This is a genomic window from Pseudomonas jilinensis, assembly GCF_003586265.1.
Taxonomy (GTDB): Bacteria; Pseudomonadota; Gammaproteobacteria; order Pseudomonadales; family Pseudomonadaceae; genus Halopseudomonas; species Halopseudomonas phragmitis.
Window position 1 is genome coordinate 95,560 of sequence record NZ_QJSA01000010.1, and the last position, 13,914, is coordinate 109,473.

Genomic DNA, 13,914 nt, shown 5'->3' on the forward strand with positions numbered 1-13,914 from the left:
TCGGGCTCAATACTGGGTACGAAAACGGGTCCACAGACGGTTGCGCTGACGCTGCTCGGCCAGACTCAACTGGCGCTCGGCGAACAACCGGGCCCGTAGCTCGGGCGGCGGATAAATGTCTGGATCGGCGGCGATCTGTGGATCAATCAACGGCTCAGCCGCCAGGCTGGCATTGGCGAAGAACAGCTCATTGGTCAACTCGGCCAGCACTTCGGGCTGGAGCAGAAAGTCGATCAATTGCCGGGCCGCTGCCGGATTGGGGGCGTCCACCGGAATCGCCAGACTGTCGAACCAGATCAGGGTGCCCTCACGCGGGATACGGTAGATCACCTCGAACGGCTGGCCCGACTCTGCGGCCCGCGCCGCCGCCATGCCGGCATCACCGTTATAGGTCAGCGCCAGACACACTTCACCCCGAGCCAAGTCATCAATGTGTCGGGCACTGCCGACATAACGCACATTCGGCTGCAGCGCCGCCAGCAGTTGCGCCGCCTGCTCCAGGGCCGGGCCAGCGCTGGCGTAGGGGTCATGACCCAGGTAGTTGAGGGCGATGGCAATCACTTCCTGGGGCGAGTCCAGCACGGCAATCCCGCAATCCTTCAGGCGCTGGGCGTAGTCCGGCTTGAACAGCAGGTCCAGGCTGTTCAGCGGGGCGTCAGCCCCCAGCCGCTGCTCGACCGCCTGCAGGTTGATCCCCAGGCCCACGGTGCCCCAGGTATAGGGCATGGCGTAGCGATTACCCGGATCAGCCTCGGCCAGCAGTGCCAGCAGTTCCGGATCCAGGCTGGCGGCATGGGTAAATTCGCCAGCCTCGATCGGCTGCAGGGCACCGGCCTGAATCGCCCGGGCCAGGCTGGTTGAGGCTGGAAACACCAGGTCATAGCCGCTGCGTCCAGTCAGCAGCTTGCTTTCCAGCACCTCCAGGCTGTCAAAGGTGTCATAACGGACCTGGATTCCGGTGGTGTCCTGAAACCGTTGCAAGGCCTGGGCCGGTACATAGTCGGCCCAGCTATACAGGTTGAGTTGCTGGCTGGCCGCCAGTGGCAAGCTGCCGCCCAGCAGCAGCGCTAATAGGAACAGTCGCATGGTCTGAATCTCGCACAGGCTAATGAATTGTTATCGGGCCTGAACATGCTTGCATGGGCATTGTTTTATAAAAATGCAAAGTGTTCTATTTTGGCATCGACATTCATCAATGTTTGGAGGCGCCATGCTCAGCCAGCTACGCGATCTGGATCTGCAACTGTTGCGGCTGTTTGTCACCGTGGCCGAGTGTGGTGGTTTCAGCGCCGCTCAGGGTGAACTGGGGGTGGGCCAGTCGACCATCAGCACCCAGATGGCCAAGCTGGAAACCCGTCTGGGCTTTCGCTTGTGCGAGCGCGGCAAGGCCGGCTTTCGCCTGACCCCCAAGGGCGAGCAGGTGCTGCAGGCAACCCGGCGGCTGTTTGCGGCCATCGACAGTTTCCGCCACGAGGCTCAGGGCATGGCCGACAAGCTGCTCGGCGAACTGCATCTGGGACTGTCCGAAGGGTTGGCCGACGCTGTGCTGGAGCGCATTGCCCAGGCCATCGGGCGCTTCAGGCAGCGCAATCAGGCGGTGCAGATCGAGCTGATCACCGCCATGCCGGCGGAGCTGGAACGGCGGTTGTTGCAGAATCAGTTGCAGTTGGCAGTCGGCTATTTTGCCGGGCAACAGGCCGCCATCGATTACCGGCTGCTATTTCAGGAGCGCCAGTGCCTGTACTGTGCCAGTACTCACCCGCTGTTCACAAACCCGGCACCAACCCCAGAGGACCTGCGCCTGGCCGACCGGGTACACCATCCCTATCGACTGTTTCCGCCACGTGAGCCGCACCTGAGCGAAGCCAGCAGCGCCCAGACCGAACAGGTCGAAGGTGCGCTGGCATTTATCCTCTCAGGCCAGCATATCGGCTATCTGCCCGAGCATATCGGCGCGCGCTGGGTCGCGCGCGGACGTCTGCGTGCCTTGCTGCCCGAGCAACTGCGCTTTGAGGTCGGCTTCCAGTTGGCACGCCATCGGGGCCAGCATCCCAGTGATGCACAACAGGCCTTCGAGGCGGATCTGCTGGCCAGCTTTCAGAGCCCGCTGAACCCTTGAGTCCTTACTCAGTGTTGGGCGACAACCCGGCTCCACAATCGAGTGCGCTGACGCTGATCGGCCACACCCAACTGACGCTCGACGAACAGCCGCGCCCTGACTGCCTCGGTGGGATAGATGTCCGGATCGGCGACAATCTGCGGATCAACCAGCGGCCCCGCTGCCAGGCTGGCGTTGGCGAAGAACAGCTCATTGGTCACTTCGGCCAGCACCTCGGGCTGGAGCATGAAGTCGATCAACCGGTGCGCGGCCTCGGAATTCGGCGCATCAACCGGAATCGCCATACTGTCGAACCAGACCACGGACCCTTCACGGGGAATACGATAGACCACCTCGAACGGCTGCCCCAACTCTGCGGCCCGTGCCGCCGCCAGCCCGGCATCACCGTTGAAGGTCAGTGCCAGACAGATTTCGCCGCTGGCCAGATCGTCAATATGTTGGGCGCTGCCGACATAGCGCAAATTCGGCTGTACCCCGGCCAGCAACTCGGCGACCTGTCTGAGCGCCGGCGGGTAACTGGCATACGGATCATGCCCCAGGTAGTTGAGGGCGATGGCGATGACTTCCTGTGGTGAGTCCAGAATCGAGACGCCGCAATCTTTCAGGCGGCTGACGTATTCGGGCTTGAACAGCAGATCGAGACTGTTAAGCGGGATCTGTCCCAGGCGTCGTTCCACCGCCTGGCGATTGATTCCCAACCCTATCGTGCCCCAGGTGTAGGGCATGGCATAGCGGTTATTGGGATCGGCCACCGCCAAAAACTGCATCAACTCTGGATCCAGCTCAGCAGCATACTGATAGCGACTGCCGTCGATCTGCTGCAAGGCACCGGCCTGGATTGCCTTAGCCAGCACGGTGGTGGATGGGAACACCAGGTCATAGCCACTGGCGCCGGCCAGCAGCGTACTTTCCAGCACTTCGGGACTGTCGAAGGTGTCGTAACGCACTTCAATCCCGGTTTGTTCCTGGAATCGCTGAATCGCTTCAGGTGGAAGATATTCTGGCCAGTTGAACAGGTTGAGCTGCTGACTGGCGGCCAACGGCAGGCTGCAGCACAACAGCCACACACAGCAAAGCAATCGCATGGTTCAGATCTCACGCCGGTTGGAATTCAAATGATGCCGGCTCATCTTTACACAGGCCCTGCTTCAAATAAATTCAATCGGCCCGCTATAGGCCTTTATTGTGACCCAGGTCAGTTCTTGCCCTTCAACCTGGCACTCCGACGCTTTAGCGCAATCCTTTCAGCCGACAGCAGAATCAGTTTTCATCGAACCAGCAATGCCCCTGACGCTCCAACAGGCTGTCAGCGGCGTCCGGCCCCCAACTGCCGGCAGCGTAGCGCTTGGGTGAGCGATAGCAGTCCTGCCAGCCCTGGATGATCGGATCGACCCAGCGCCAGGCTGCTTCGATCTCGTCGCGGCGCATAAACAAGGTGGCGTCACCTTCGATCACGTCCAACAACAGCCGCTCATAGGCGTCCCAGCGCCGGCGCTTGAAGGCCTTGGCAAAGTTCAGATCCAGCTCAACTTCCTGCAGCGCCATGCCCCGTCCCGGTGACTTGGCCATCAGCGCCAGGCTGATGCTCTCATCCGGTTGCAAGCGGATCACCAGCCGGTTGCGCGCCGGGTCGCCGCCGTTCTGGGAGAACAGCCGATGCGGTACGGCCTTGAACTGGATGACGATTTCCGATTTGCGCTGGGCCAGGCATTTGCCAGTACGCAGATAGAACGGCACTCCAGCCCAGCGCCAGTTGTCGATCTCGGCCTTAAGCGCAACGAAGGTTTCAGTATTGCTGTCATGATCCACACTTTTTTCGAAGTAGTAGGCCGGCAGTTGTTCACCAGCCCGTTCTCCGGCGGCGTATTGACCCCGTACGGTACGATCCTGCACATCCATACCGGTGATCGGCCGCAAGGCTTCGAGAATCTTCAGCTTCTCGTTACGCACCGCTTCGGGCTCGAAATGCACCGGCGCTTCCATGGCGACCAGACAGAGCAACTGCAGCAAATGGTTCTGCACCATGTCGCGCATCGCCCCAGCCTGATCGTAGTAGCCCCCGCGATTTTCGACCCCGACCGTTTCCAGCACGCTGATCTGCACATGGTCGATATGCGCATTGCGCCACAGCGGCTCCAGCAGAGCGTTGCCAAAGCGCAGCGCCAGCAGGTTCTGTACTGCTTCCTTACCCAGATAGTGATCAATTCGGAACACCCGTGACTCGTCAAACACGGCGCCGATCTGGTCATTGATCTGGGTCGCGGTCTTGAGGCTTTCGCCCAACGGTTTTTCCAACACGATGCGGGCCTGCTCATCGACCAGCCCCACCGAAGCCAAGTGCTTGGCGGTAGCAGCGAACAGGTTGGGGAAGGTTGCCAGATAGAACACCCGCACTCGCCCACGGACCTTGCCCAAGGCCTGGGCCAGACGCGGGAACTCGACCCGTTGACTGACGTCCAGACTCAGGTAGTCAATCCGCTCGGCGAAAGCGTCCCAGGTCCCGCTGTCGAAATCCCCCAGGGCCACATGCTGGCTGACATGCCGCTGCACCAATCGGCGGTAGCTCTCGGCCGCATGCTTGGCCCTGGCCGCCGCCAGAATCCGCGTACCCGCATGCAGATAACCGTCGCGGTGCAGGTAGTACAGCGCCGGCAGCAGCTTGCGCAGGGCCAGATCGCCGGTCCCGCCCAGCACTACAATGTCACAGGCCATGCCGCGATGTGCAGGCACATCGATTCTCCCATTCAAGACGTTTTGACCATTTTTGTAGTATAACTACAAGAAATTCGGCCATTTCGACCCTCAAGACTACCAGAAGCCAACGTGAATTTACTCCAGCATATCGCCGTCAGCCGCCCTACGCTGCGCAAATCCGAGCTCAAGGTAGCCGATTTTGTGCTGGCCCAGGCTGCCCAGGTCATGCACTCGTCGATGGCCGATCTGGCCCGCGAAGTCGGGGTCAGTGAACCGACCATCGTACGCTTCTGCCGGGCAATTGGTTGCAGCGGCTTTCAGGACCTGAAACTGCGCCTGGCCCAGAGTCTGGCCGCCGGCGCCAGCTTCGGCCAGTTCTCGATCAGTGAAGACGACAACGTCGACGAACTCTCACACAAGATCTTCGACACCACCCTGGCGACCCTGATGGACGTGCGCGAGCGCCTCGACCCGCAGGCCATGGAGTCCGCCATCGCCGCGCTGGCCAAGGCCCGGCGGGTGGAGTTCTATGGGTTTGGCGCCTCGGGTGCGGTAGCCAGCGACGCCCAGCACAAGTTCTTCCGTCTGCAGGTCTCTACCGCCGCTTATTCCGACCCGCATATGCAAGCCATGTCGGCAGTGACCCTGGGGCCCCAGGATGTCGCCGTGGCCATCTCCCAGACCGGGCGGACCAAGGATCTGCTGCACTCGGCCAGCCTGGTTGGCGAAACCGGCGCTACCCTGATCAGCCTGTGCCCCAGCCATACCCCCTTGGCCGAGCTGGCCGGTATTCATATCCCGATCGACGTGCCGGAAGACACCGACATCTACACCCCGCTGTCTTCACGCATCGCCCACCTGGTAGTGATCGACGTGCTGGCCATGGGCATGGCCATGCGCCGCGGCCCGGAGCTGGTCAACCACCTGAAGAACGTCAAGCGCAGCCTGCGCGGCCTGCGCCTTTCGAACAAGGCCGGGGCACGCAGCGCCGATACCCAGGAGTAACCCATGCCCGTCGCCATGGCCCGCCATATTCTGGTCAAGACCGAAGCCGAAGCCGCGGCGTTGAAAAAGCGCATTGCCGCCGGTGAAGCGTTCGACGTTCTGGCCAAAAAGTACTCTACCTGTGCGTCGAAGAAGCGCGGCGGCGATCTGGGCGAAGTGCGCCCGGGCCAGATGGTCCGCGCGATTGACCAGATCATCTTCAAGAAGGCCCTGAAAGTGGTGCATGGGCCGGTCAAGACCCAGTTCGGCTGGCATCTGGTGCAGGTGTTCTACCGCGATTGAGGCTTACTGACTGTTAGCCAGAACAGCATCCAGCAGGCCGGGGAAGCGGCTGTCGATATCAGCCCGGCGCAGCGAATTCATGTGCATAGTGCCCACCCCATAGGTGCATACCAGCCCGGCATCGCGCAGCACCCGGAAATGGTGCGACATGCTCGACTTCGGCCGCCCGCCATCCAGCTCACCACAGCTGGCTTCGCCGACCTCGGCCAGCCGACGCACAATTTCCAGGCGCACCGGATCACTCAGCGCATAGAGCACGCGCTCAAGGACAAAATCATCGGGATTGGGGTGTTTGAACGGTCGCATGGATCAAATTCTACACAAGGGTTTACTTTACGGCCATAGTTCCAATATTATCGAACTAACGTAACAACTAACCCACAGGTATTTCCCATGTCCGCACTGTTTCAACCCTTCACCCTCAAGGACGTCACCCTGCGCAACCGGATTGCCGTACCGCCGATGTGCCAGTATTCAGCCGTCGACGGCCTGGTCAATGACTGGCACCTGGCCAATTACAGCGCTCAGGCCCGTGGCGGCGCAGGCCTGGTGATCGTCGAGGCTACCGCCGTGGCCCCCGAAGGCCGCATCACTCCGGCCTGCGCCGGGATCTGGAATGATGATCTGGCCCAGGCCTTCGCCCCGATCGTGCGCAGCATCAAGGCCCAGGGCGCGGTACCCGGCATCCAGATCGCCCATGCCGGGCGCAAGGCCAGCGCCAACCGGCCCTGGGAAGGCGATGATCACATCGGCAACGATGACCCGCGCGGCTGGCAGACCATCGCTCCCTCGGCCGTGCCCTTCGGTGCCCATCTGAGCAAGCAGCCCAGGGAAATGAGCCTGGACGATATCGCCCGGGTGCGGGACGATTTCGTCACCGCCGCCCAGCGTGCCCTGGCGGTCGGTTTCGAGTGGCTGGAACTGCACTTTGCCCATGGCTATCTGGCCCAGAGCTTCTTCTCCGAGCATGCCAACCAGCGTACCGACACCTATGGCGGCAGCTACGAGAACCGCAGCCGCTTCATCCGCGAAACCTTCGCCGCGGTACGTGAGGTGTGGCCAGCACATTTGCCGCTGACCATCCGCTTCGGGGTCATCGAGTTCGACGGCCGCGACGAGCAAACCCTGAGCGAGTCGATCGACCTGACCAAACGCCTGAAAGCCGATGGCCTGGACATGATCAGTGTCAGCATCGGTTTCAATACCCCCGAGGCTCAGATTCCCTGGGCACCTGGCTTCATGGGCCCGATTGCCGAGCGGGTGCGTCGCGAAGCGGACATTCCGGTCTCCTCGGCCTGGGGCTTTGGTGAGCCGAATATCGCGGAAAATGCAGTGAATAGCGGGCAACTGGATGTTGTCATGGTCGGCAAGGCACACCTGGCCAACCCGCACTGGGCCTACCATGCCGCCCGAGAGCTCAAGCTCGACCAGGCCTCCTGGACCCTGCCCGCGCCTTACGCGCACTGGCTGGCGCGCTACTAAGCACAACACCGTCCCCTGAAAGTCCCGGACTCCTGTCCGGGACTGCCATCACCCTGCCCACCTCCCCCAAACCTATCCGGCGGATTTTATCCACCGGTTTGCGCGGCTGAATCATTCAGCCTCCAACTCATGAATCCGATGAAAAACCTGCACCCGGGGCAGCATAAAGTGCCACACTTTAGCTATCACTCTTGCCAGCGCCACGAGACGTACAGTGACCATCATGCAAGCGCACATCCCTACCATGTTTATGATGGTCATCATCGTCAGCCTGACCATGACCATCTGCACTGCCCTGGTCTGGCGGCCGGAGCGCAAGGAAGGGTTAGGTTATTGGACGCTGGCTCTGGCGCTGCACAGCTCGGTGTATACCCTCTACAGTCTGCGCGGTGAACTCAGCGACTTTCTCACCATTATCGTTGCCAACACGCTGCTGGCCGGTGTGTTCGTGCTGTTTGCCGAGGGCTTGATGCAATTTCAGCAACGGCGACTGAACCGCTGGCTGACCTACTGGCCGCTACTGGTCGTACCGTTGGTGCTATATGCCCTGCTCGATCAGTTGGCGGCCAGGGTAGTGGTGATGGCTGCAATCGTCCTGTATCAAGCCATACTGGTACTGGTGATCGTGTTCAGCCGGCATCGCCAGACTGACGGGCGCGGTCAGTATTTCCTGATCACCGCCTTCGGCATGATCATCGCCACCATGGCCTATCGGGGCGTAGGCACAGCGCTGGGCATGGATCAGATGTTGCTGATCACCAGTTCCAACCCGATTCAGATGGCCACCTTCCTGACCGCGACCGTCAGCATGATTCTGGTTGGCATGGGGCTGATTCTGATGGTCAAGGAGCGGGCCGACGCCCAAATGCTCAAGCTGGCCATGCATGATGAACTGACCGGACTACCCAACCGCCGTTACATACTGGAGGTACTGGAGCGCCTGCTGGCCGCCAGTAACCGCCAGCAACAACCCCTGAGCCTGATGATGCTGGATACCGACCATTTCAAGCTGATCAACGACCGGCATGGCCACCAGGTCGGCGACCAGTCGCTGAAACTGCTGGCCGACACCCTGCGCTCGCGGCTGCGGGCCCAAGATCATGCCGGGCGGCTAGGCGGCGAGGAGTTTCTGGTGGTACTGCCCAATACTCAGGCCAGCGGCGCCCGGGAGCTGGCCGAGCAACTGCGCCAGAGCATTGAGCAGTCTACCTTCCTGACCCGCGACAGCCGACCGCTGACCCTGACCATCAGCATCGGCCTGTGCTGCCTGGAGCCGGGGGGCGAACTGGACAGCCAGCAGGCCATCAGCCGCGCCGACCAAGCGCTGTACCTGGCCAAGCAGAATGGCCGCAACCGGGTAGAAATGGCCGCCTAGAATCCGCCAACCCAGTGCAGCCAGGCCAGCGCGAGCGCCATGCTGATCAGGGTGACAGGAATACCGCAACGGGCATGGGCGCGGAAACTCAGGGTCACACCGACCTGGGCAGCGCGCTCGACCACGATGATATTGGCCAGGCTGCCGACGATCAGCAGATTGCCGGCCAAGGTCGATAGCAGTGCCATGGCATACAACGCCTGCTCACTGGCCTGGGGCCAGACACTGAGCATCAGGATCACCAACGGGACATTGCCAACGCTGTTGCTGCCCGCCAGCATCAGCGGTGCTAGCAACCATGGCTGTTCAAGGTCCCAGCCTGAACCCAACAACCAGGCCATGGCCTGCTGATCGAATCCGGTCAGCGACAGACTACCGGTGACGATGAACAGGCAGGCGAACAGCAACAACAGGTGCCAATCCACCGCCCCCAGCATATCCCGGCTGGCCTGCACCCGGCTCATCAGCAGAATCGCAGCAACCAGCAGCGCGCTGATTTCCTTGGCCTGTGAGGTGGTAAACAGCGCCAGTAAGGCCAGCACTGCAACCACGCCCTTGCTGGTCTGCCAGGTGGAAAAGCCATTGGCTCGCAGCAAAACTCCAGACTCGGCCGGCTTGCTGGGCTCGGCAGCCAGGGTCTGACGCCACACCCAACCCACTACCAGCCAGACCACCAGCGTGGCCAGCAGCGCCGGTACCGCACAGACCGCGGCGAAGGCCCAGAAATCCAGCTGGCCGGCCTGACCGATCAGGATGTTCTGCGGATTGCCGATCAAGGTCGCCGCGCTACCGGTATTGCAGGCGCAGGCCAGACCGATCAGAAAGGGCCTGGGGTCCAGACCGCGCTGGCGGGTGCCCTCAGCAATGATCGGTGCCATGGCAAAAGCAATGATGTCATTGGCCAGCAGCGCCGACAGCAATGCCGCCGTGGCGATGGTCAGCCCCAGCAGCGCCTGGGATGACAGTCGGGCATTGACCAGCCGCCGGGCCAGCGCATCGTAGGCTCCGGCGGCGGCGAACTGAGCGGAAATGATCATCAGCCCCATCAACAGTACCAGGGTCGGCAGATCGATCCATTGCCCTGCCTGATCGACTTCCAGCAAGCCACTGACCAGCAGGCACACAACCGCCAGCAGCGCTATGCCGGTACGGTCCAGGCGCATACCGGGCATGCGCCCCAGTGCCATGCCGATATAGGTCAGTACAAACACCGCGAGCAATAAGTAGGTTGGCCACATGATCAAGGGGCTTCTCTAGAGTCTGTTGAAGTGGCGCGGCCTGAGTCGGTCGGCTCCGGGCAACTGCAGCAGTTTTTTCCGGGTCTGACAAGCCACTCACATCCTGTCTGTCCGTCAACGACTGTCATCGCGCCGCATTGCCCGCTACAATGCCCGGCCCGCGCGTTCTGCCCGGTCCTACATTCTCCACCCGCAGGTTTCCATCGTGATCTCCACCGCCAACATCACCATGCAGTTCGGCGCCAAGCCGCTGTTCGAAAACGTTTCCGTCAAATTCGGCAATGGCAACCGTTACGGCCTTATCGGCGCCAATGGCTGCGGCAAGTCGACCTTCATGAAGATTCTGGGTGGCGAGCTGGAGCCCTCGGCCGGGCAGGTGATGCTCGAGCCCAATGTGCGTCTGGGCAAGCTGCGCCAGGACCAGTTCGCCTATGAGGAACACACGGTACTGAACACCGTGATCATGGGCCATGAGGAACTGTGGAAAGTGCATGCTGAACGCGATCGCATCTACTCGCTGGCGGAAATGAGCGAAGAAGACGGGATGAAAGTCGCCGAACTGGAGACAGAATACGCTGAACTTGACGGCTACACCGCCGAATCCCGCGCAGGCGAACTGCTGCTCGGACTGGGGATTCCACTGGAACAGCACCACGGCCCGATGAGCGAAGTCGCTCCCGGCTGGAAGCTGCGCGTGCTGCTGGCCCAGGCGCTGTTTTCCGATCCCGAGGTACTGCTGCTGGACGAACCGACCAACCACCTGGACATCAACACCATCCGCTGGCTGGAAACTGTGCTGACTGCGCGCAACAGCACCATGATCATCATTTCCCACGACCGCCACTTCCTCAACAGCGTGTGCACCCACATGGCTGACCTGGATTATGGCGAGCTGCGGCTGTTCCCCGGCAACTACGACGAATACATGACCGCCGCCACCCAGGCCCGCGAGCGGCTGCTCTCGGATAACGCCAAGAAGAAGGCTCAGATCGCCGAGCTGCAACAGTTCGTCAGCCGTTTTTCGGCCAATGCCTCCAAGGCCAAACAGGCCACCAGCCGGGCCAAGCAGATCGACAAGATCCAACTCGAAGAGGTCAAACCCTCGAGCCGGGTCAGCCCGTTCATCCGCTTCGAGCAGTTCAAGAAACTGCACCGCCAGGCAGTGACTCTGGAGAATGTCAGCCAGGGCTTTGACGGCGAGCTGCTGTTCAAGGGCCTGAATCTGCAAATCGAGGCGGGCGAACGAGTGGCGATCATCGGCCCCAACGGGATCGGCAAAACCACCCTGCTACGCACTCTGGTCGGTGAGATGGCGCCGATCAATGGCGAGGTGAAATGGGCCGAGAGCGCCGATATCGGCTATTTCGCCCAGGATCATGCCGACGACTTCAAGGCCGACTGCACCCTGTTCGAGTGGATGGCACAGTGGACCCAGGGTGGCGAGCAACTGGTGCGCGGCACCCTCGGACGCATGCTGTTCTCCAACGATGAGATCGGCAAGTCGGTGAAGGTGATCTCCGGGGGCGAGCAAGGCCGCATGCTGTTCGGCAAGCTGATCCTGAAAAAGGCCAACGTGATGCTGATGGACGAGCCAACCAACCACCTCGACATGGAGTCGATCGAGGCGCTCAACCTGGCGCTGGAGAACTACCCCGGCACGCTGATCTTCGTCAGCCACGACCGCGAGTTCGTCAGCTCGCTGGCCACCCGCATCATCGAGCTGTCGGCCAATGGCGTGACCGACTTCTCCGGCAGCTACGACGACTACCTGCGCAGTCAGGGCGTGCTGGTTTAAGCTCCAGAGGGTGTACAAGCGGCTGAGGAGGCCTGGTGTGGACCGACTGACACTGGAGCGCCATCAGCTATGGCTGTATCTGGCGGCGATCAGCGCCGGGCTCGGTCTCGGGCACAGCCTGCCCGATCTGGCTGCAGCACTGGAGCGGCTGATATGGCCAATGCTGATCGCGCTGCTGTTCTGCACCTTCCTGCAGGTGCCGCTGCTGCATGCCCGCGCCGCGCTCGGCGACCGCCGGTTTCTCACCGCGCTGCTGTGCGGCAACTTTCTGGTCATACCAGTGCTGGTCTGGGGCCTGATCCAGTGGCTGCCGGATCAGCCGGCCCTGCGCCTGGGCGTACTGTTGGTGCTGCTGGTGCCCTGCACTGACTGGTTTATCAGTTTCACCCAACTGGGCCGTGGCGATACCGCCCGCGCTATCGCCGTCACCCCATTGAACCTGCTGTTGCAGGTCTTGCTGTTGCCGCTGTACCTCTGGCTGCTGAGCGATACTCCGGACTACCTGACGCTGGCGCCGCAGCTATTGGCCGCCGCGGTGCTGGTGGTGTTGCTACCGCTGCTGCTGGCAGCCCTGAGCGAGCGCTGGATCGAGGCACGCAACGGCCGTGAGCACCTGCGTGAACAACTGGCCTGGTGGCCAATTCCGTTGCTGGCACTGGTCATTGCGCTGATTGCCGCCAGCCAGGCCGAGACCCTGGCCGATGCGCTGCCGCTGCTTCCGAGCGTGGTCCCGATCTATCTGGCCTATCTGGCTCTGGCCCTGCTACTGGCTGCGGCCCTGGCCAGACTCTGGCGGTTACCGATAGCTCAGCAGCGCACCCTGGCGTTCAGCTTCGGCACCCGCAACTCCTTTGTGGTCCTGCCGCTGGCCCTGGCCCTGCCCGCCGGCTGGGAGCTCACCGCCCTGGTGATCGTCGTCCAGTCCCTGGTCGAGCTGCTGGGCATGCTGTTCTTTCTCTGGTGGCTACCGCGCCGCCACTAACCCAGGGCGCGCACCAGCAGATGCCCAAGATAGCGCCCATCCAGAACCAACCAATCAACCCAAAAGACCTGGTGCGCCGCCACAATCAGCCAGAAAGTGCTCTGGTAACTCACCTTGCGGGTCTTGTGCCGAAACACCTGCTGGGCCACCAGTGCCCCCGGCCAGCCACCCAGCAGCTCAGCGGCATGCAAGGTCGTTTCCGCGGTGCGCCAGCGACCTTTGCTGGCCTTGTGCTTATCCGACCAATACAATAGAAAACAGAACACACTGACCAGCAGATAGGCCATCAGCACCCAACCGTTGCCGGTGAGCAGCAGTTGTACTGAGGCAACCGCCGGCAAGACCAGCAACAGGGCAAAGACCAGCAACTTCAGACCGGGATTGCGCATGCCCTGTGACGCCTTTACCGGCGGGTATCTGGGCGAGTCTGCGCGCTGCGGCCGAGCGGTTGGCGTCATACCCGCTCGCGGCTTTTTACGAATGGCCGGCCGATCCAGCGCCAAACCTTCCGCACGCATATGCTCAGCCCGCAGACGCCCCTGTTGGTCACGCCCGGCCACATAGAGAACCTTGTCACCCTGATTGGGCCGGCGATCACCGCGCATGGCGGATATGTGCACGAACAGGCGGTCACCGCCCTGCTCCGGCAGGATAAAGCCAAACCCCTTATCGTCATTCCAGCTTTGCAGTGTGCCGCGCTGTTCCATCTAGCGACCTCGATTATCCAAAAGTAGGCCGCGCCATTGTCTATCAGTTACCTGATGGCCGCTATCCCCACATCCAGGCTTGCTCCAGAACGCCCTTATCAACCCCCAGCATACACACCTGCCAGCTCAATAATCGCAGTGCTGGCCAATTCATGGATGAAACCCATTTAATTGTTATGTTATAACAATATTAGAGCAACAATAGCCCGCTCAATGCCCGGGCTCATTCTGCGAC

13 protein-coding genes are annotated in these 13,914 nt (G+C 61.5%); 7 read left to right on the plus strand and 6 right to left on the minus strand.

Features of this window, described 5'->3' with window-relative positions; genetic code table 11:
- Positions 1 to 6: 6 nt before the first annotated feature.
- On the minus strand, positions 7 to 1,086 hold the full coding sequence (locus C2846_RS12060) for an extracellular solute-binding protein (protein ID WP_119701547.1): 1,080 nt from the start codon (positions 1,084 to 1,086) through the stop codon (positions 7 to 9).
- A 124-nt stretch (positions 1,087 to 1,210) separates the two neighbouring features.
- On the opposite strand from C2846_RS12060, the gene C2846_RS12065 reads away from it, so the two are divergent.
- Positions 1,211 to 2,119, plus strand: a complete 909-nt coding sequence (locus tag C2846_RS12065) for a LysR family transcriptional regulator (protein WP_119701548.1) — start codon at positions 1,211 to 1,213, stop codon at positions 2,117 to 2,119.
- A gap of 8 nt (positions 2,120 to 2,127) precedes the next feature.
- Here the strand turns inward: C2846_RS12065 and C2846_RS12070 are convergent, their stop codons facing one another.
- Together C2846_RS12070 and zwf are read right to left on the minus strand one after the other, a co-directional pair.
- Positions 2,128 to 3,204, minus strand: coding sequence for an extracellular solute-binding protein (locus tag C2846_RS12070; RefSeq protein WP_119701549.1), 1,077 nt, complete (start codon positions 3,202 to 3,204; stop codon positions 2,128 to 2,130).
- Positions 3,205 to 3,379: 175 nt separating this feature from the next.
- A complete protein-coding gene (gene zwf / locus C2846_RS12075; RefSeq protein WP_119701550.1) occupies positions 3,380 to 4,831 on the minus strand; it encodes a glucose-6-phosphate dehydrogenase in 1,452 nt (483 codons plus the stop codon).
- Between the two features lie 111 nt (positions 4,832 to 4,942).
- On the opposite strand from zwf, the gene hexR reads away from it, so the two are divergent.
- The gene (gene hexR / locus C2846_RS12080) at positions 4,943 to 5,818 is read left to right on the plus strand and encodes a transcriptional regulator HexR (RefSeq protein ID WP_080049004.1); all 876 of its coding nucleotides are present in this window, start codon (positions 4,943 to 4,945) and stop codon (positions 5,816 to 5,818) included.
- A 3-nt stretch (positions 5,819 to 5,821) separates the two neighbouring features.
- Complete coding sequence (locus C2846_RS12085) at positions 5,822 to 6,100, plus strand: peptidylprolyl isomerase (protein ID WP_080049003.1); 279 nt, start codon at positions 5,822 to 5,824, stop codon at positions 6,098 to 6,100.
- 3 nt (positions 6,101 to 6,103) lie between these two features.
- Here C2846_RS12085 and C2846_RS12090 read toward each other — a convergent pair whose 3' ends face one another.
- On the minus strand, positions 6,104 to 6,406 hold the full coding sequence (locus C2846_RS12090; RefSeq protein ID WP_080049002.1) for an ArsR/SmtB family transcription factor: 303 nt from the start codon (positions 6,404 to 6,406) through the stop codon (positions 6,104 to 6,106).
- An 87-nt stretch (positions 6,407 to 6,493) separates the two neighbouring features.
- On the opposite strand from C2846_RS12090, the gene C2846_RS12095 reads away from it, so the two are divergent.
- Positions 6,494 to 7,582 (plus strand): NADH:flavin oxidoreductase/NADH oxidase, encoded by a 1,089-nt coding sequence (locus C2846_RS12095; protein WP_119701551.1) that lies wholly within the window; start codon positions 6,494 to 6,496, stop codon positions 7,580 to 7,582.
- A gap of 223 nt (positions 7,583 to 7,805) precedes the next feature.
- Positions 7,806 to 8,957, plus strand: a complete 1,152-nt coding sequence (locus C2846_RS12100) for a GGDEF domain-containing protein (RefSeq protein WP_240638201.1) — start codon at positions 7,806 to 7,808, stop codon at positions 8,955 to 8,957.
- On the opposite strand, the gene C2846_RS12105 is transcribed toward C2846_RS12100, so the two are convergent.
- Complete coding sequence (locus C2846_RS12105) at positions 8,954 to 10,195, minus strand: SLC13 family permease (protein WP_080051624.1); 1,242 nt, start codon at positions 10,193 to 10,195, stop codon at positions 8,954 to 8,956. The genes C2846_RS12100 and C2846_RS12105 overlap by 4 nt on opposite strands.
- Before the next feature lie 205 nt (positions 10,196 to 10,400).
- On the opposite strand from C2846_RS12105, the gene C2846_RS12110 reads away from it, so the two are divergent.
- Together C2846_RS12110 and C2846_RS12115 are read left to right on the plus strand one after the other, a co-directional pair.
- Positions 10,401 to 11,990, plus strand: coding sequence for an ABC-F family ATPase (locus C2846_RS12110; RefSeq protein WP_080048999.1), 1,590 nt, complete (start codon positions 10,401 to 10,403; stop codon positions 11,988 to 11,990).
- A gap of 37 nt (positions 11,991 to 12,027) precedes the next feature.
- Entirely contained in the window at positions 12,028 to 12,972 is a 945-nt protein-coding gene (locus C2846_RS12115) for an arsenic resistance protein (protein ID WP_080048998.1), read from the plus strand.
- Here the strand turns inward: C2846_RS12115 and C2846_RS12120 are convergent.
- Entirely contained in the window at positions 12,969 to 13,679 is a 711-nt protein-coding gene (locus C2846_RS12120) for a DUF1294 domain-containing protein (protein ID WP_080048997.1), read from the minus strand. The genes C2846_RS12115 and C2846_RS12120 overlap by 4 nt on opposite strands.
- Positions 13,680 to 13,914: the final 235 nt, after the last annotated feature.

What these genes read in the sequence shown, in the direction of transcription:
- C2846_RS12060 (WP_119701547.1), bottom strand. Translation starts at nt 1,086, where the DNA reads ATGCGACTGTTCCTATTAGCGCTGCTGCTGGGCGGCAGCTTGCCACTG.
- C2846_RS12065 (WP_119701548.1), top strand. Translation starts at nt 1,211, where the DNA reads ATGCTCAGCCAGCTACGCGATCTGGATCTGCAACTGTTGCGGCTGTTT.
- C2846_RS12070 (WP_119701549.1), bottom strand. Translation starts at nt 3,204, where the DNA reads ATGCGATTGCTTTGCTGTGTGTGGCTGTTGTGCTGCAGCCTGCCGTTG.
- zwf (WP_119701550.1), bottom strand. Translation starts at nt 4,831, where the DNA reads ATGGCCTGTGACATTGTAGTGCTGGGCGGGACCGGCGATCTGGCCCTG.
- C2846_RS12085 (WP_080049003.1), top strand. Translation starts at nt 5,822, where the DNA reads ATGCCCGTCGCCATGGCCCGCCATATTCTGGTCAAGACCGAAGCCGAA.
- C2846_RS12090 (WP_080049002.1), bottom strand. Translation starts at nt 6,406, where the DNA reads ATGCGACCGTTCAAACACCCCAATCCCGATGATTTTGTCCTTGAGCGC.
- C2846_RS12095 (WP_119701551.1), top strand. Translation starts at nt 6,494, where the DNA reads ATGTCCGCACTGTTTCAACCCTTCACCCTCAAGGACGTCACCCTGCGC.
- C2846_RS12100 (WP_240638201.1), top strand. Translation starts at nt 7,806, where the DNA reads ATGCAAGCGCACATCCCTACCATGTTTATGATGGTCATCATCGTCAGC.
- C2846_RS12105 (WP_080051624.1), bottom strand. Translation starts at nt 10,195, where the DNA reads ATGTGGCCAACCTACTTATTGCTCGCGGTGTTTGTACTGACCTATATC.
- C2846_RS12120 (WP_080048997.1), bottom strand. Translation starts at nt 13,679, where the DNA reads ATGGAACAGCGCGGCACACTGCAAAGCTGGAATGACGATAAGGGGTTT.